The following is a 17,623-nucleotide window of genomic DNA, read 5'->3' as shown; positions in this document are numbered from 1 at the left end:
GGGTCTGTTGATCTTTCAGAGCCGCTTCTGATGTGGCTAATAAATCAATAAACTCTAAGATTATAGTATGCGGCCAACGAACTGCAGCCTACAACTCGTTATTGATGTGACAGAGAACTCATAACGCACTGTCTGAATTGATATATTAAGCATCCAGACGCTATTTCATCGACAGCAGATTGGTGAGCAATAAGTCTAATGAATGCGGTCAGTCAGGCTTCCAGCAACCCACTACGAATAGCCAGTCTGGCTAATTCGGCAGAGTTTGAAACATTGAGTTTTTGTTTAATATTGGTGTGGTGAGTTCCCACTGTTTTAGGGCTTAGATTCAAAATATCGGCAATTTCGTTAACAGTCTTACCTTCGGCTAATAGGCGAAAGACCTCGAACTCGCGCTGGCTGAGAACATCCAGAGGATTTTCTGATCCGGTTAACTTTTGCATTGCCAGTTGTTGAGCAATTTCCGGAGCAATACAGGTTCTACCCATAGAAACCATTTCAACAGCTTTTAACATGGCTTCAGGCGCGCTGCGTTTAGGGATAAATCCTAATGCACCGGCCTGCATGGCACGAGTGGTAAATACACTATCTTCATGTACGCTAAGCACCAGAATTTTGGCTGAAGGTTCACGGGCAATAATCCGTTCAATTGCACCGACACCGCCAATGCCCGGCATGGAAATATCCATTACCACCACATTCGGGTGATATTTGGCAAAATCCTGAACCGCCTGTTCCCCGGAACCCGCTTCAGCTACTACGTCAAATTTGTCACCATCTTCAAGTAAACGACGAAAACCTGCGCGAACCAATTCATGATCATCAACCAATAAAACCGTTATTTTATTAAGACTCATGGTGAACGTTTACCCCCAGTGGTATGGTAATAGTCAGGTTGACTCCTGCACCTAACTGACTTTCCAAATCAAAACTTCCTCCCAGACTTTGCGCTCTTTCCCGCATGCCTAGCAAGCCAAAATCGACGTCAGAATGAAAATCATTGACGACCATGCCTTTTCCATCATCGCGAATATTAATCTTTAACTGATCTGAATTTTCGGTTTTATCGCGTATGACTTTCACCATAATATTTTCTGCGTCAGCGTGCCGAACGGCATTAGTCAATGCTTCCTGCACGACACGGAACACCGTCATATTTGTTGCTTCATCAAAGCCATTTAACTGGCCTTCAGTAATTAGATTAAAGGCAATCTCGGGCTGACGCTGTTGCCATTTGCTGATGCTCTCCTGCAAGGTAGCCACCAGCCCTAGATCATCCAACGGACTCGGCCGCAGACGCGTTATCATGTTATGAACCACATCATATATATGACTGGCGGTATCTATAATTGCCTGGGCACTTTGATAAATTTTCCTATCTGTTTCTTCCGAGCGGTTACGAATTAATACCGCATCGGTTTTAATTGCCGTCAAACATTGTCCCAGTTCGTCATGCAGTTCACGGGCTAAATGCCGTCGTTCAGCTTCCTGCACCTGATCCATGTGCTTGGTTAATAGCCGAGTTTCATAAAGTTGGGCACGGGCTTTTTCGGCCTGTTTATGCTCCGTAATATCACGCAATGTACAAATCATACCGGCGACACAACCATCATTTTCAGTTAATGGTACGGTCGATATTAATAGTGAAAGCTGTTCACCATCACGCCGCTCAAGTGTCGTTTCCAGGTTTTCCACTGATTGAAAGCCATTAAAAACAGCAATAATACTGTTTCGATCTTGCTGAAAGGGCATGGAGGCCAATGATTCACCCAATAAATTTGGTACATCAGCAAATAGCCTTTCGGCTGCAGCATTACAAAAGGTGATGTAACCGGCATGATCCAAGGAAAGTATCGCATCACCGGATTGTTTCACCAGCATCGCTAAGCGGCGATTTTCGTTCGTGCTTTGTTCCAAAGCATCGCCGACCCGATTAAAATTTTGGCTAATCTGATCCATTTCTTTCAGCGAAAAACGGGGTAATCGCATGTGCAGATCACCGCGCTCAAACCCAGCCAATGCATCCAACAATCGTTGTAATGGTCTGATTACCCAGCCCACACCCCAATAGATGAAAAAGGCAACCACCACAAAAATAATCATACCCAGCGCCATAATGGCGCGAATATCCTGCCAGCGTTCACTGATTTCCTGCATGGGAGCAGGATAGATAACCATATGGCCGGTACCAAAACGTTTGGAAAGTGGCGTGAGATCTGGGAACAATAACTTTACAAACCAGGCAGGAGGCTGGACTGACAACTCTTTTTCCGGTGTGCCTTCAAAAAGCAGTCCTTGGCGATCAAACAACAAAATATGCAGACTGCGAATTTCACTTAATGCACGCACTAATTCATGCATGTGCTCACTGACACTGGTATTGCGAGTAAGCGTACCGCCCGCCAGCGTGACGGTGATAATGTGTGCTGTTGCATCCATGGTTGAAATAACTTCTGCTTCAACAGAACGTTTAGCGTTGGTTATAAGAATTGCGGCACTGCCCAGCATTGATAACAAAAGCAGGATGGCAAAAAATAAATTGGCGCGAAGTTTCAGGCTCATACCACTTTGGTTTCCGTTGTTCCCTTGCCACCAAGATTATCCACCCAGCGAAGACTGATCGTATCTCCGATTTCCCCTCCTTTGAGTTGAAAGGCAAAGTAAGGATTACGTGAAGTTGCCGTACCACATTTCACCGTTAACACTTCTTCCTGGTTACGCCAGCAGCGAATGTCCTGAATGAATTCAGCCGGAATCAGCTCTTCCTGCTCGTTTTTACCCCGCCCTGTATGCATTGGATGGGACAGTAAAATTCTGATTAGCGTATTACCCTCCAGCAATTTGGCCCGTATTCTATCTCTGGAATTTGTTGTCATCAGGCACACCCACCAATATCAATTTCCACATAACGACTGGTTCGGTAAAGCTTACCATCCGCCCTGACCATGGCAATTATCTCCGAATCTTCGGCGACTTTAAGCATTGTTTTAAAGGGAAAGCTGACTACAGAAGTGGGTTCAAGGGCCATTGCCAGAGGGAAAGGGTTTTTCTCCACCAATAATGCCACTCGCTGAATATTTTCCAGACTACTGCTGATTTCAACCGGAACACTGGCCCCATTCACAGCATAGGTAGGAGGAGAACCAATTGTGAATTGAATGGCTTCTTCATTAACCTCTTCAGCCTCTCCCAGAAACGTTAATATCGCATCTTCCAATGTTTCTGCATTGAAAGCATCCTGAGGCCAATGTGCTAATAGAATTCTTGGAGCCATTAAACCACTAGCCGCTACCAAAGCCAGCGTTGAAGCAGAGATGGATTGCTTTAGTAATTTTCGACGATATTTATCTAAATTATCATTCATCGAATTTCTTCCATCATTGCGATATCCGTTTCAACCTGTCTCAAACGTGAGCTGATTTTAGCGAGTTCAAATTCATCACCTCGGGCATAGTCTGCTGCAATTCTGAGCTGATCTGCAGCCTGCATCAACTGACCAGAACTATGATAATGCTCAGCCAGCCAGACATGAGATTTACTTTTCTGTCCCATATCACCATAAGCTTTGGCCAATAATCTGTATAAATCCGCAGAAGATTCACCGACATCTAATTGACGTTGCAAAATAGTAATCGCTTTACGTGGTTCATTGGCTCTCAACAAGGCTTGAACTTGCTTGATAGAAAGCGCCCAATCATCCGGATAAACCCGCTGAAAATCATTATAAATTGCCAGTGCTGCATCCATTCTTCCCAACGCAATTTCGATATCCGCCAGCACCAGATGATAGCTTAACTGATTATCATCCAAATCGATTAAGTCATTAATTTCATCACGAGCCTGGGTATAGTTGCTATTTTTCAATAATGCCAGGGCATAACCATATCGAGTGACAGACTGATCTTCTGTTGTATTTTCTTTCAGCTTATCTTCATAGGTTTTGATCAATTCACGCAGATTTGCAGATGTCATGACACGCACTTTTTCACGCATCAGATAAAACTTTTTGGTATCTCTTATCTGGGGCCGTGGTTCAAGATTGGCAGCACGTCCACGGGCATCTGCAATACGGGACACGGTGATTGGGTGAGTTCTGAGAAATTCCGGAATCTGGTCGCCACCGTAGAAGCGACCTGCAATCTGCAACCGCTCAAAAAAACGTGGCATCGCATTTGGGTCAAAGCCTGCATTTACCAGAGTTTGCATGCCCAAATTATCGGCTTCAGCTTCATGTGCCCGACTGTAATCCAGTTGCATTTGCACATTCCCAGCCTGTACCGCCATGATAGCAGCCGAACCTGCACTCGGGTCAGCCACCCCCAATAAAGCCGCAGCAATCATCGCAGCGGTCATCGGAATACTCATGCGTTTAGAACGTTCGAAATTACGCAGAATATGCCGTTGGGTAACGTGCGCTATCTCATGCGCCATGACCGATGCCAGCTCACTTTCTGCTTCGCTCGTCAGCATCAGTCCGGTATGAATGCCAATAAAACCGCCTGGCGCGGCAAAAGCGTTAACAGAATTGTCAGGTACCACAAAAAAAGTGAAAGAACGACCGGGATCATCACTATTGGTCACCAGACGATGTCCAAGTGAGTTGATATAACTATTCACTTCCGGGTCATCAACCAGGGTCACTGATTGCTGCAGGCTCCAGTAAAAAGACTGGCCGACCTGATACTCTTCCACAGGCGAAACCAGAGCACCCGCACTGTCCCCCATTTCTGGCAACGCAATATCCAGGTTTGCCTGGGCAATGCCTTGATTGCTCATCAAAAATATAACTGTAGCGATAAGATATTTCATAACGCCTATAGACCTTGGCTCATTAAGACCGGTTCCACAAAGACAAAAACGCCGCTTGCGTTTATCATGTGAACGGATATTTTAAAGGAAATCAGTATGTCAGATTTTGATACAGAAATTGATACATCAGGTTTAAACTGTCCACTTCCAGTGCTTAAAGCGCGTAAGATGCTCAATGAAATGTCAGCCTCTCAGCGACTGCGACTCATATGTACCGATACTGGCGCGCTAAAAGATATTCCGGCCTTCTGCAAAATGACTGGTAATCCGCTACTCAGTAGTGAAGAAGTCGACGGAAAATTGTATTTCATCATCGAAAAAGGGGTATGACTGCATGGCCAAAAAACTCGCCATAATTGCAAGTAAAGGTACTTTAGATGGTGCATATCCACCATTTCTACTGGCCTCCACAGCAGCGGCGCTAGGGTTTGAAGCCAAAATATTTTTTACCTTTTACGGTTTGCAATTGCTTAAGAAAGATATGTCTCTTAAAGTCTCTCCTTTAGGCAACCCTGCTATGCCCATGCCTGTTCCGGTCCCCAGTATCGTGCAAATTATTCCAGGGCTTGAAGCCTTTGCTACCTGGATGATGCAACGCAAATTGAAAAAGAAAGGTGTTGCCAGTGTTGCTGAATTACGTGAGATTTGTCTGGAGTCAGATGTTGAATTAATTGCCTGCCAAATGACTGTCGATTTGTTTGATTTTAAAAATTCAGATTTTATCGATGGAATCAGTCATGGAGGCGCTGCCACCTTTCTGGAATTTGCCAGCGAAGCCGATATAACTTTATACATCTGAATAACCGTATTCGGTTTGGAATAGGAACAGCTTTATGCAATTTGTCTGGAAGACTTTTTTAAAAGGTTTGGCGACAGCGTTACCCGTCACCCTGACGCTTTATCTTATTTATTGGTTGGCTGTTACAGCAGAGCGTGCATTACGTCCGATAATGATTGCCATTTTACCCTATGATTTTTATTGGCCAGGGCTTGGGTTATTAGCGGCTATAGGGTTAATTTTTGTGATTGGAATTGCCGTTAATGCCTGGCTGGTCAAACGACTGTTTGATATGGGTGAATCCATCCTGGATCGCATTCCGCTGGTGAAATCGATTCATGGTGCATTACGAGATTTCACGCGTTTTTTCTCTCGCGAGAAACAGCAGGAAAGTCTCAGCAATGCTGTTGCTGTCACCATCGGTGGGGTTCAGCTGATTGGCTTTCTGGTGAAGGATAACGTTAGCCATGTTTTAGGCATGGAGGATCAGGAAAATAATCTGGTCGCCATATACCTGCCAATGAGCTATCAAGTTGGTGGCTATACAATTTGCGTTTCACGAGATCAGGTTCGGTCTTTGGAAATGTCGAATGAAGACACGATGCGCTGGATCCTGACCGCAGGACTTTCAGATAGTGAAACAGAAAGCCATCAACCAAAAATCATTGTTGAAAAATAATTTTTCACAAGGCAACTGGTAAAGAATTGTCATTACTTTCTTAGTTGCGCCGTATCCATTACCCAGTGGGATATTTATTCCTTTCCCAACCTCAACTTTCTGAATCTGATAAACCTAATACAAATCGATAAATTTGTTACAGAAAAAATGAAGGTTCTAAAAGTTGATGGGGAGTATGCGAATGACTATCCCGCTATTATTCATTTCCAGTCAAAAATAATCTATTGATTATTATTGGTGTCCCTGACAGGAGTCGAACCTGTGGCCTTCCCCTTAGGAGGGGGACGCTCTATCCATCTGAGCTACAGGGACATCGGCCGCAATTATATCAGTCAAGCTGATCGGCTTCACTTCGAAACAAACCAATTGGCGGTTGAACGGAAGTTATACAAATAAAAAAGCCGTGATGAAATTAATCATCACGGCTTTCTGAAAGAAATAAAGTTAAGCGACTTTATTTTTTGCTCTTCGACGTAATCCCATGAGTCCAAGCAATGCAGGCGCAAACATGAAAGCGGCGGCAGGGATTGGAACTTCAGAGACTCCGACAACACTATTGTAAGACATGTCCATGTAACGTACTCCAGCTGGGTCGTTATTGTCTCTAAAAGTAATTCCTGCAAAAGCACCCAAGCCGGAGATAGAGTATTTGTTGTACCCTTCCAGCATGCTGATTAGTACTGTGTTGATTAAACTACCACTATTTGAAAATAAATCTGCAGCAACATTGGATCCTGCAACAGAGCTTCCCATCACCCATGAAAAACTGTCGGCATTAAAATCAAACAAAATCGACAATGGGCCCTGAAAACTTGAGGGTGTAAGAAGTGAATTGCCAGAATCACAACCTGTGCAACCTGGATCAAAAGAGACAACTCTTATTGTTCCACTTGGTGTTAGTGATAATGGCCCTGTAGGGGAACCTGAAATTGCTGAGCCAGATGCAGTCTGACCTGTGAAAGTTTGTGAGAAACTTGCCCCATCAGCATCAATAAGGGTGGAAGTGGTAGCCCCACTCAAATCAATGTCGACTGTAGCGGCAAAAGCAGATAAAGAAAATAATGAGAAGATTATCGTAGCTATCATCTTATTCATCGGTGAACTCCTTAAAGTATGCAACCCAGCCCTGATACCTTTACTTAAAAGCACAGCTGTAATTTTCCGTCCAAGGCTCACGCCAAGTTTGGCATAATAAATAGCGTGATTAGATCACTCTTTCGAACTTACACTAAATTTTATTAAAAAGTATTGTACTTTAGTACTAATTAATAAATCTTTGATGTTAATTATTAGAGCTAATAATGTAATCCCAGCCCTATCCTTCTCATTTTGGACAGATAAATGTTCAACGCTCTATCCATCTGAGCTACAGGGACATCGGCCACAATTATAGCAGGGCTATTTTAGACCGACGAATTCTGAAGCATTCTGTCGGGGATTGAGCGGCTAATAAATTAAAAAAGCCCCTCATCAGGGGCTTTTTTATTTCATTTAAAACTCTAAACAAATTTTACCAAAATGCTGATTCGTTTCTTGGTACTCAAATGCTTTGACAATGTCCTTTAAAGCAAAAGTACGATCAATAATTGGTTTTAGCTGATTAACCTCGATAGCTTTAATCATCTCCTGCTGATGGACTCTACTACCAACAAGGACGCCCTGAAGCCTAACCTGTTTCACAAAAGTCTTCACAATATTTATATCGCAAGTCTGTCCAGAAAGAATACCGATTAACGAAATTTGGCCAGCGATACGTACAGCGTTTAGAGACTGCTCCAATGTTTCAGCACCACCAATTTCAACGACGTGGTCAACACCTTTTCCATCATTAAGTTCTCTGGCTAAAAAGCCCCATTTAGGTTCTTTTTTATAATTGATCACATGATCTGCTCCCAGCTCCTTCAACCTAGTGAGTTTTTGATCACTGGATGAAGTGGCAATCACTTTGGCGCCTGCCATTTTGGCAAACTGTAAAGCGAAAATGGATACACCACCAGTCCCTTGAAGAAGAACGGTATCACCTGATTTGAGCTGATTAAAATCGAACAAAGCCCGCCATGCTGTCAAGGCTGCTGTAGTCAACGTCGCAGATTCTGTATGAGACCAACCTGAGGGTGACTTGGTGAAAGCTTCAGCCTTTGCCGTGACATATTCTCTTGCGTAACCATCTACTCCATCGCCAGGAACAGTTGAGAAACCATCAACGACTGGTTCACCGCTTAACCAAGAAGGGAAAAACGTACTCACAACGCTATCACCGACCTTAAATTCGGTCACGTTTGGCCCCACCTCTATTACTTCACCGGCACCATCAGCCATAGGTATTCTTTTCTCTGATGCAGGCCAGAGCCCCTTGACGACCGCATAATCGTGATAATTAAGCGAGTTAGCATGAAGTCTGACCAGAATTTCGCTGTCACCTGGCGAGATTGTTTCTGTTTCTTCTACGCTAACTTTATCAAAGCCACCACCCGCTTCGACGAAAATTGATTTACCTTTCATGTCTGCTCTCTAGTTTGTCTAAACATACAAACTAACATTCAGGTTACAATAGTCAACCAGTTAACTTTTTGTAACCTACAAATAACTATGAGAGAAAACGACCAGACTTGTTATAAACCTTGCCCAGTTGAGAGGGGAATGAGAATTATCGGTAATAAATGGACAGGCTCCATTTTGTGGCACCTGAAAGATCAGCCCATGCGTTTTAATGAAATTGCGAGACAACTTGCCGGGGCCAGTAAAAAAGTCCTGGCAGAGAGGTTGAAGGCAATGGAAGAAAATAAACTGATCACCAGAGATGTGATCTCAAGCAAACCTGTCGCGGTCCAATACAAAATTGCGGCTAGAGGATTGAATGCCCTGACTATACTTGAAGAACTAAAAAACTGGACCCTTGAAAATGATCTTTAGCTAATCGGCTTGAGTACACTCTAATTCATCTGAGCTAAAGGGTCATTGTCGGCAATTATAATCGTCAGGGTTTCAACTATTAGTATTAGGGATTTAGGTATAGCTTTTGAGATTTCCTAATCTGAATTGAAACGTCATTTGCACTAGCGTTAGAGTGTTTGATCACCTGCCTAACGGGTCGGACAAGCATTTGAGCTGAGAACGAATAAACTTTGCGCTGACGCTAACACTATTCTTCGGTATAGAAACATTACTCACTTAAAAAAGAAGCCAGCTCGTCAACATGCGACTGAGTTTCGTTAATCAGTTGACCAATTTGAACCGCTGCTTCATTCGATTTTTTCGAAAGGTTGCGAACTTCATCGGCCACTACCGCAAATCCTCGTCCAGCTTCACCAGCTCTTGCTGCCTCAATGGCTGCATTAAGCGCTAACAGATTAGTTTGATCGGCTACTGCATTTATTGTCTTTACTGTGGCTTGAATTTTACTTAACACATTCGACATAGAAAGATGAGTTTCAGCCACCAGCTTATTTCGAGAAGAGACATTGCTACCAAACACAATGTACTTAGAAATATTGCCGTTTAAATCTGTTATTGCTGAGATTATGCACTCTAAAATTACTTCACCACCTTGATGAGCCAGTTTAATCATCACCGCGGTGGGTTCACCTTTTTCGATCAATTGTTTGCGAGGCTCATCTAAATGATCTTTCAAATTTCCCAGTAAAGACTGCATTTGCACTTCGTCGACAATGTTTAATTGTTCATAAGTAAACTGATTAGCTGAAATGAACTGCCCACTTTGATTAAACTCCATCACCGCCGAATGACTGCTAATAGCATCTTTTTGGTTGATTTGCTCTAAGACCAGACGTTTAATTTCACGTACATCAGAACTCACGCCAACAAACCCAGTATGTTCCCCCTTTTCATTGAAAATTGGGTTCACTGACAACACTATCCAATAGGGCACACCCTCTTTGGTAAAGTTTAAAATCTCTTCATAAAACGGCTCTCGTGCTTTAAGTTTTTGAGAAATCCGCTTAATTGTGTCTGTATCAGTTTGTTCACGCTGTAATAAAACTCCAGGCTTTTTACCTTTTACTTCTGCAAGTGTTAATCCTGAAAGCTTTTCAAAACCGGGATTAACATATTCGACAAACCCATTTTTATCAGTGATCAATACACTTGTACTTGTGTTACTTACTACTTTGGATAACATTTCGAACTGCTTGTAGTCTGCAAGTTGCGTTTGTTTAGATAATAAGAAAGCTGATAACGGGCCGCTATCAGAATCAAGAGTGGAGTGGGTTACTTGATAATAAAAATCATCATTCTCAGATAAGCGAAGTTTTCGATCTGTAATCTTGATGGCGTTTTGCAAAGCCTTCAACAATTGCGGACTATCGAAAACAGAATACATCTCATCAGCATCAACCGAATCTATATTGGATGTGACTAAATTATTGTGATTATCAAAAACAGCATAAATATTTTCACTAAAAGCTAATAGTTGTTGCCAAGCTTGTTCACCTAAGAGTTTCTCAGGTAAAGGTTCAAAAAGATAAAGTGAGCAAGACTCGAGACCTTTAATTGTCAACGAGAAAATATGCTGGCGTAGATGAAAATCATCAAAAGCAATGGTTTTATTAGCTTTATCATAATGATCAATCAAGGACTTTAAGACACCATTGCGGTCTAAACCGTTAAGTTTACGGCCTATTTCGCTAAATGCCGGATTGGAAGCGATAAGATTACGATCACTATCAACCACAACAGCTGCTGTTTGATGTGTGATAACTAATTGTTCTGCCAACTCTTTTCGATTTACTTTCGAACTAAACCACATAATGGCTCCTACTTAAAGATTAATCGTATCCTATTAACGTTGGTTACACGCAATTAGATCACACAACCAAGTGACAGACACATACATGTATTCAAAAGTTTGTATTTCATTGCGTTCGTTTTCTGAGTTTTTGTTAGCGCAGGAAATTAAGTGTGTTGTTGAACTATGATCAGTCATTCAAGCAGCCTAGCTGGACTTTACGCTAAGCACCTAATAACTTTATAGTTTTACGATGCATAACGGCACCATAGACATGACGCGGAATATTTTTTGGAGGAGGTGGGACGCTCTATCCATCTGAGCTATAGGGAAATTGGCAGCAATTATAACAGGGGCACATCCAGTATAAACCTTAGATTTGGCTTTAACGCTTAGGTTAAAGGTTTATAGCAATATTTCGGTGTCAGCAATATGATAGGTGAATATCCAATAAACTCGAAGCCCGACCACGCCTAAATGCAAGTTCGAACCTAACATATCTACCCTACGCGCAAAGCGTATTCCCGTCAGATTAGGCCTTTGCCTCTCTGAAGCTGACAAGTCGCTGCTTCTCCTCGTCCCACAGGACCAGACGCACAGCAGCGAAGCTCTGCCTAAGGGTAATGCGACCCATTTCACGCAGTTCGGGATAATCACGCAGGACTTCGGGCAGACGATAGAAGGGAATTCGACTGCTGAGGTGATGAATATGGTGAATCCCGATGTTGGCAGTGAACCAGCGCAGAATGCGAGGCAGATCGTAGTGTGAACTACCGTGCAGTGCGGCCTCTTGTAAAGTCCAGTTGGATTCGTGCTCCCAGTAGGTGTGCTCGAATTGGTGCTGAACATAGAAGAGCCAGACGCCTATCGTTGCTGCAATCAGCGTGATTGGCAACTGCACCATGAGGAAGGGGCCGATACCAACCAGCCACATCATCGTGGCAACAATGACCAGAATCGCCACATTGGTGGTCATGGTACTCAGCCATGGCATCCACCCTGCACGCATGAAACCTACTGGCAGTCGATTGTCGAGCAGAAATAGGTACGCTGGGCCGAGAGCGAACAGTACCAAAGGATGACGATAGAATCGGTAACGTTGTCGCTTGTTGCGAGGCAAAGCTCGAAATTCCTCAACCGTTAGGGTATCGATGCCACCAATACGCGGACGATCGAGATTACCGGAATGCGCATGATGGTGCCTGTGGGTGTGACGCCAGAAGTCAAAGGGAGTCAGGTTCAACACGCCGATTATCCGTCCAACCCATTCATTGGCCCCTTTTGAAGAAAAAAAGGCACCGTGGCTGCAGTCATGTTTGATCATGAATAACCTAACAAGAAATCCCGCGGCAGGAATAGTGATCAGAAGACCAAGCCAGTGTCCGGCACTCAGTGTCGCCCAGGATAGCGTCCAGAGAAGAGCAAAAGGGACCAATGTAACCAGCAGTTCAATGATACTGCGGGCGATACGTGGTGTGCGATAGTCTTTCAAGGTCCGCATAATGGTGCGCGGTTCGCTGGAGATGTCGTTATTTTTCATTGTAGATTTCATTTTCAGGTTCCTGTCTCGTCCGGCTTAACATACCGGGTGCTGCGGCCTCGGCGTGGTGCTTGCTTGGACGTTCGAAGCACGAATCAGCATGCTCTTATTCATGGTGAAGTGTCTGTGCGCTTTCGCACACTGACAATGTAATTTGCGCCCACCTTTTTGTTAACCTAAGTTCATTTCTCTTAATATTGGCTATGCTTTGATGCGAAGTTGAGTGATGGCTTCATTGTGAATCTGAATAGTTTCTAACTGTCTGTTTAGAGCAGGAACTGATAAGGTCTTTCGCTAAGTTGAATCATATGAAAGTGGATTTCATTTTCCGTGATGGGCTCTCCTCATATTGGATGAGAGTCAGTTTTATCTATTAACCGTTTTAAAAGGTCAGGCAATGACAGATACACGCAAATATTCATCAATAGTGGTAGACGGTACTGGCAAATCTCCTGCCAGAGCGATGTTACGTGCCGTGGGTTTCAATGATGCGGACTTCAAAAAACCACAGATAGGTATCGCCTCCACCTGGAGCATGGTCACGCCCTGTAATATGCACATTAATCAACTGGCCGATTTAGCCTGCCAGGGAGCGGACGAAGCAGGCGGTAAAGGGGTTATATTCAACACCATTACCATTTCTGATGGCATTGCTAATGGCACTATTGGCATGAAATATTCATTGGTTTCCCGTGAAGTTATTGCTGATTCGATCGAAGCCGTCGCTGGCTGCCAGGGATTTGATGGACTGATCGCAATTGGCGGTTGCGATAAAAACATGCCGGGCTGTCTGATTGGCCTTGCTCGCCTCAATCGACCGGCAGTATTTGTCTATGGTGGTACGATACAACCCGGTGCTGGTCATACCGATATTGTTTCTGTATTTGAGGCAGTTGGGCAACATGCCCGGGGAGATATGACGTCTGCTGATTTGCAGCAAGTTGAAAAAACGGCTATTCCCGGCGCGGGTTCATGTGGCGGTATGTACACGGCCAACACCATGGCTTCAGCAATTGAAGCATTGGGTATGAGTCTGCCAAACAGTTCGGCACAAGAAGCTGTGTCTCTGTCCAAAACAGAGGATTGCCGCCGGGCAGGCGCTGCAGTGATGTATATGCTCGAACACGACATTAAACCCACCGACATCATGACCCGCCAGGCCTTCGAAAATGCCATTACTACACTTATTGCGCTGGGAGGTTCGACAAATGCCGTTTTACATATGTTGGCGATGGCCCATGCGGTGGATGTTGAGCTCACATTAGATGATTTCGCCCGGATCGGCAGTCAAGTCCCGGTACTGGCTGACCTGCGCCCCAGCGGCAAATACATGATGTCCGAACTGATTGCCATCGGGGGAATTCAGCCGTTGATGAAAGAGCTTTTGGATCGTGGCTTGTTACATGGCGATTGCTTGACCGTAACAGGTAAAACCCTGGCGGAAAATCTGGCTGATGTAGCATCCTATCCTGCCGGTCAGGACATCATCCGCCCATTTGACCGGCCCATCAAAAAAGACAGCCATCTGGTCATTCTTAAAGGTAATTTAGCCCCAGAGGGTGCTGTCGCTAAAATCACCGGTAAGGAAGGGTTACGTTTTACCGGTAAAGCCCGGGTGTTTCATTCTGAAGAAGAGGCACAGCAGGATATTTTGAATGGCACCGTGGTGAAAGGTGATGTCATCGTTATCCGTTATGAGGGCCCGAAAGGCGGTCCCGGCATGCGGGAAATGCTTAGCCCTACTTCAGCCGTTATCGGCAAAGGTCTTGGTAATGATGTTGCCTTAATAACCGATGGTCGTTTCTCCGGTGGAAGTCACGGCTTTGTAGTCGGACACATAACTCCTGAAGCTTTTGATGGCGGCCCGATTGCACTGATTGAAAATGGTGATCAAATTACAATTGATGCTGAAACGGCTGAAATCACCCTTCATCTGAGCGACAGCGATATCGAAAAAAGACGTATGGCATGGAAACCAATTCCACCCCGCTATACCCGAGGAGTTTTAGCTAAATATGCCAAAACCGTCTCTTCAGCATCTGAAGGGGCAGTTACCGATAAAAATTTATGAGTCTCGTTATCTTCGAAAACGATAAACCGAAATTTCTAAAACGCTAAAAAAACAAAACCCACTGCACATTTGTGCAGTGGGTTGGAAGGATCCGACTAACTATTTTGCATTAGTCATTTTGGTGCACAGCAAATCTTTGAATAGTCCACGTGACACAATTTTATACTACAGAACGGCGACCAAACACACCTGCAGCAGTTGCCGCTCCAAGACCGAGAAGAGATGCAATAAAAAGCCACAACGCAGCCGCAGCGACCGCATCCTGAATATCTTTAGCCTCGGCAATTATTTGTTCCTGTAATTCAGAAACAGTTTGACGCAAAGTTTCCACAGCTGAGTTATAAAGCTCCTGCACTTCGTTTACTAATTCTTGGGCTTGTGCAGGTGTGATCCCGAGTCGCATTTCCAACGTATTTTGGGCTTGGTTTAGATCTTCTTCATTGAATACGGCATTTTCACCAATCACTAACCGATCCAGTAAATTGTTCATTTCTTCCGAGAATGTGTGGGGCTGCGCCACGATATCAGACAGTGTGGCGGTGACCAGCGATCGCGCCCGGTTCATTTCCTGTTGACTAATCACATTTCGAAATGCTTCTCGTGCCTCAGCACGAAGTTGTGAGGGAGTCACGCCAGCTTCCTGCAAAGCTTGCTGAAGCTGAGGTGGCAAATCGGCCATTGAAATTGAACCGGAGATCTCTGACATGTCCGGCAACGAAATATCTTCCGGTGTTATCGCTTTTACGGCACCGGCTGATGTTTCAACTGTTTGTGCCACAAGAGATGATGACGTGCTGATGGCTGATGTCCCAGCATTAAGGCCCATATAAGCGACAGTAAGCGTAGTTAACGCCCAAACCGCCAAGCCGGCCAACGCAGCTGAATTCGTATCAAATGTTGTCATAAAGCGGGCTGCTGCAAACCCACCCACAGCCAGCGAAATTAGTTGGGTCACAACAATATAAATTGCTGCGCCAATACCCAGCCCATCTCCGATCGCCTCTAGACTAGCGATGCCTAGTGACAGGCCGAGGAGAGTAAACATTACCATTAGTCCAAGTGCCACCACCGTGCCAGCAATGATGGCTGTCAAGGTGGAATGGTTGGAGACATAAGGTCCAGTATGAAGAGTAGAGTCTGTCATCGGTCACTCCTTAATTTTTGTAATATATGATTAATTCAAAAGTTATTTGTTACTTTATACCTCATCATATTTATCGATTTTAATGGGCAGAATGGCTATAAATTAGCCTGGTAGACTGAGTAAAACGACAATAACCTTCGGCTGAAAAACTAAATCTTTGTTACGGAAACCGCTTCAAATACTCGACCTTCAAATAAGTCATTATCGATTTTGCCGTTAACACTCACTCGATCACCCACGCTTAATTGCAGATATCCTTCATTGTCTAATGGATTAGAGAGCATCTCATCCACTTCTACCGTTAACATCTGTATGCCAGTATCAAGGGTAAATTCCTCGTCTTTTAAGCTGACGTGGGTGATATTACCTTTAATAACTGTATCTCTTAGGATAGGAGACATGACGGTAAAATCGACGTCTTGTTCGTCCATTGCTCCAGCATAAAAATAGGTATTAGCATTTTTGATGTGCACACTCCCCGCTTCGATAACAGAGTCGTTATAAAAATTATCATCCATAAGACCTGATACTCTGACTTCATCCCCTTTTTTCAGCTGGTAACCTTTTCGGTCATCGTCCTCCATTACTACTGTGATATTACCCTCACCATAATCAAGCTCAAATTGGTCGGTAGAAACAGAATCCACTTCTCCGTTGATACTGATCCAACTATTGTTTTCTTTTGCGTAGGGATTTTCCGCGACAGCCGAAGCACTTAATAGAGCAAAGACTGCGAGAGTCGTAATGTGGCTATTTTTCATAACATCTCCCCTTGATATTCATTCAAATATTTTTTAAATAAGTGCTTAATTTTTTCATTAGTCTCTTAATCATTTACGCCACAAAAAGGACATATCTCGCTTTCAGCAGACTTTGAAAAATTCTATCGTTTTCAAAATTTACATATACGATGAGATTCTTTTACTCAGCCTCTGAATCTACTGTGATCAATAACAATGAACTAAATTGCAAATTACATATAAAAAAGGGATTGTCATAATGACAATCCCAGTAATGGAAGGGTAGTTATGAAGCGCTTTGAAGTGTGGTTACATAATCGGCTTCGAATACCCGTCCTTCAAATAAGTCGTTATCAATTTGACCGTTCACACTCACTCGGTCACCTACGTCTAGTTGACGATATCCCTCGTCATCTAGAGGATTCAAAACTAGCTCATCAACTTCTACAGTTAATTCCTGAAAACCAGTATCAAGCATAAACTCATCACCACCTACGTCGACACTGGTAATAGTGCCTTTAATAACCGTGTCTTTAACGCTAGGTGAAATCACATCATAGCCAAAGTTTTCTTCATTAATCGGACTGGCATAAAAGTACGTATCGATATTTTTGACATATACGCTGCCAGCTTCGATCGTGGTGAGCTTGTAGAAGTCATCATCAATTGTGCCTGAAACTCTTACCTCATCACCTTTAACCAGCTTGTAGCCATCAGCATCACGATCGCCATCATCCATTTCTACTGAAATCAGTCCATCACCATAATCAAGCTCAAATTCATCCGCAGATACGGAGGTCACTGTGCCATGAATACTAATCCAGCTATTGTCCGGTTTTGCATATGGATTTTGAGCGAAAGCGGAAGCTGAAAACAAGGTAAACGCAATAAATGTTAGTTTATTTGAAATTTTCATAAGCTAACTCCTTTAAATTAATTTCTGTTTTTCAAGATATAAAATGCTTTAAATATTTAAAGTAATCACACTATTTTTTCGACAGTATTTAATACTGTGATGGGTAATAGTTTTTAAAATTAAAAATATAAGAAAGGGCTATAAGGTAATGACGAAGAGGATGGCCATAACATTGTTATGACAATCCAACCTTCGTATTTTT

At 43.6% G+C, this 17,623-nt stretch carries 16 protein-coding genes, 1 tRNA gene, 1 pseudogene and 1 riboswitch; of the genes and pseudogenes, 5 read left to right on the top strand and 13 right to left on the bottom strand.

Translation table 11 applies throughout. From position 1 onward, the window contains the following. Positions 1-212: 212 nt before the first annotated feature. The 5 genes from B3182_RS00695 to B3182_RS00675 are packed head-to-tail and all read right to left on the bottom strand — an operon-like array spanning position 213 to position 4,809. Positions 213-857 carry a response regulator gene (locus tag B3182_RS00695; RefSeq protein WP_292356344.1) on the bottom strand — a complete coding sequence of 215 codons (645 nt, stop codon included), beginning with the start codon at positions 855-857 and terminating at the stop codon, positions 213-215. Beyond that, on the bottom strand, positions 847-2,562 hold the full coding sequence (locus B3182_RS00690) for a histidine kinase (protein ID WP_292751121.1): 1,716 nt from the start codon (positions 2,560-2,562) through the stop codon (positions 847-849). The genes B3182_RS00695 and B3182_RS00690 overlap by 11 nt, the downstream gene beginning before the upstream one ends. Further along, on the bottom strand, positions 2,559-2,876 hold the full coding sequence (gene soxZ, locus B3182_RS00685) for a thiosulfate oxidation carrier complex protein SoxZ (protein ID WP_292356348.1): 318 nt from the start codon (positions 2,874-2,876) through the stop codon (positions 2,559-2,561). Before soxZ ends, B3182_RS00690 begins: the two co-directional genes overlap by 4 nt. Then, the gene (locus tag B3182_RS00680) at positions 2,876-3,364 is read right to left on the bottom strand and encodes a thiosulfate oxidation carrier protein SoxY (protein ID WP_292356350.1); all 489 of its coding nucleotides are present in this window, start codon (positions 3,362-3,364) and stop codon (positions 2,876-2,878) included. Before B3182_RS00680 ends, soxZ begins: the two co-directional genes overlap by 1 nt. After that, entirely contained in the window at positions 3,361-4,809 is a 1,449-nt protein-coding gene (locus B3182_RS00675; RefSeq protein ID WP_292356352.1) for a M48 family metalloprotease, read from the bottom strand. Before B3182_RS00675 ends, B3182_RS00680 begins: the two co-directional genes overlap by 4 nt. Positions 4,810-4,905: 96 nt before the next feature. Between B3182_RS00675 and B3182_RS00670 the strand changes: the two genes are divergently transcribed. Genes B3182_RS00670 through B3182_RS00660 form a run of 3 tightly spaced genes read left to right on the top strand, consistent with a single transcriptional unit; the run spans position 4,906 to position 6,266 of the window. Beyond that, positions 4,906-5,139 (top strand): sulfurtransferase TusA family protein, encoded by a 234-nt coding sequence (locus B3182_RS00670; RefSeq protein WP_292356353.1) that lies wholly within the window; start codon positions 4,906-4,908, stop codon positions 5,137-5,139. 4 nt (positions 5,140-5,143) lie between these two features. Beyond that, positions 5,144-5,608, top strand: coding sequence for a sulfur carrier protein DsrE2 (gene dsrE2 / locus B3182_RS00665; protein ID WP_292356354.1), 465 nt, complete (start codon positions 5,144-5,146; stop codon positions 5,606-5,608). 34 nt (positions 5,609-5,642) lie between these two features. Next, the gene (locus B3182_RS00660; protein WP_292356356.1) at positions 5,643-6,266 is read left to right on the top strand and encodes a DUF502 domain-containing protein; all 624 of its coding nucleotides are present in this window, start codon (positions 5,643-5,645) and stop codon (positions 6,264-6,266) included. Between the two features lie 235 nt (positions 6,267-6,501). Here B3182_RS00660 and B3182_RS00655 read toward each other — a convergent pair. From B3182_RS00655 to B3182_RS00645, 3 genes are all read right to left on the bottom strand, one after another. Next, positions 6,502-6,578, bottom strand: a tRNA-Arg gene (locus B3182_RS00655). Between the two features lie 132 nt (positions 6,579-6,710). Further along, on the bottom strand, positions 6,711-7,361 hold the full coding sequence (locus B3182_RS00650) for a hypothetical protein (protein ID WP_292356358.1): 651 nt from the start codon (positions 7,359-7,361) through the stop codon (positions 6,711-6,713). 16 nt (positions 7,362-7,377) lie between these two features. Further along, positions 7,378-7,464, bottom strand: a riboswitch (cyclic di-GMP riboswitch). 293 nt (positions 7,465-7,757) lie between these two features. Beyond that, complete coding sequence (locus B3182_RS00645; protein WP_292356360.1) at positions 7,758-8,768, bottom strand: zinc-dependent alcohol dehydrogenase family protein; 1,011 nt, start codon at positions 8,766-8,768, stop codon at positions 7,758-7,760. A gap of 138 nt (positions 8,769-8,906) precedes the next feature. Between B3182_RS00645 and B3182_RS00640 the strand changes: the two genes are divergently transcribed. Next, positions 8,907-9,179: a winged helix-turn-helix transcriptional regulator gene (locus B3182_RS00640; RefSeq protein ID WP_292356362.1), complete on the top strand. Its 273-nt coding sequence runs from the start codon at positions 8,907-8,909 to the stop codon at positions 9,177-9,179. 322 nt (positions 9,180-9,501) lie between these two features. Here B3182_RS00640 and B3182_RS00635 read toward each other — a convergent pair. Together B3182_RS00635 and B3182_RS00630 are read right to left on the bottom strand one after the other, a co-directional pair. Next, positions 9,502-11,031 (bottom strand): annotated as a pseudogene (locus tag B3182_RS00635) (methyl-accepting chemotaxis protein); the annotation flags it as partial. A gap of 511 nt (positions 11,032-11,542) precedes the next feature. Continuing rightward, positions 11,543-12,550, bottom strand: a complete 1,008-nt coding sequence (locus B3182_RS00630; protein WP_292737935.1) for a fatty acid desaturase — start codon at positions 12,548-12,550, stop codon at positions 11,543-11,545. Positions 12,551-12,947: 397 nt separating this feature from the next. Between B3182_RS00630 and ilvD the strand changes: the two genes are divergently transcribed. Further along, positions 12,948-14,621 carry a dihydroxy-acid dehydratase gene (gene ilvD, locus B3182_RS00625; RefSeq protein ID WP_292356367.1) on the top strand — a complete coding sequence of 558 codons (1,674 nt, stop codon included), beginning with the start codon at positions 12,948-12,950 and terminating at the stop codon, positions 14,619-14,621. 160 nt (positions 14,622-14,781) lie between these two features. On the opposite strand, the gene B3182_RS00620 is transcribed toward ilvD, so the two are convergent. The 3 genes from B3182_RS00620 to B3182_RS00610 all read right to left on the bottom strand — a co-directional run bounded on the left by B3182_RS00620 (position 14,782) and on the right by B3182_RS00610 (position 17,421). Beyond that, positions 14,782-15,765: a hypothetical protein gene (locus B3182_RS00620; protein ID WP_292401135.1), complete on the bottom strand. Its 984-nt coding sequence runs from the start codon at positions 15,763-15,765 to the stop codon at positions 14,782-14,784. 149 nt (positions 15,766-15,914) lie between these two features. Beyond that, the gene (locus tag B3182_RS00615) at positions 15,915-16,526 is read right to left on the bottom strand and encodes a hypothetical protein (protein WP_292356370.1); all 612 of its coding nucleotides are present in this window, start codon (positions 16,524-16,526) and stop codon (positions 15,915-15,917) included. Between the two features lie 265 nt (positions 16,527-16,791). After that, positions 16,792-17,421: a hypothetical protein gene (locus tag B3182_RS00610; protein ID WP_292356372.1), complete on the bottom strand. Its 630-nt coding sequence runs from the start codon at positions 17,419-17,421 to the stop codon at positions 16,792-16,794. Positions 17,422-17,623: the final 202 nt, after the last annotated feature.

It is taken from the genome of Methylophaga sp. UBA4204 (assembly GCF_002379485.1).
Lineage (GTDB): Bacteria > Pseudomonadota > Gammaproteobacteria > Nitrosococcales > Methylophagaceae > Methylophaga.
The sequence above is the reverse complement of the archived record's forward strand: the minus strand, read 5'-3'. Positions and strand labels throughout refer to the sequence as shown.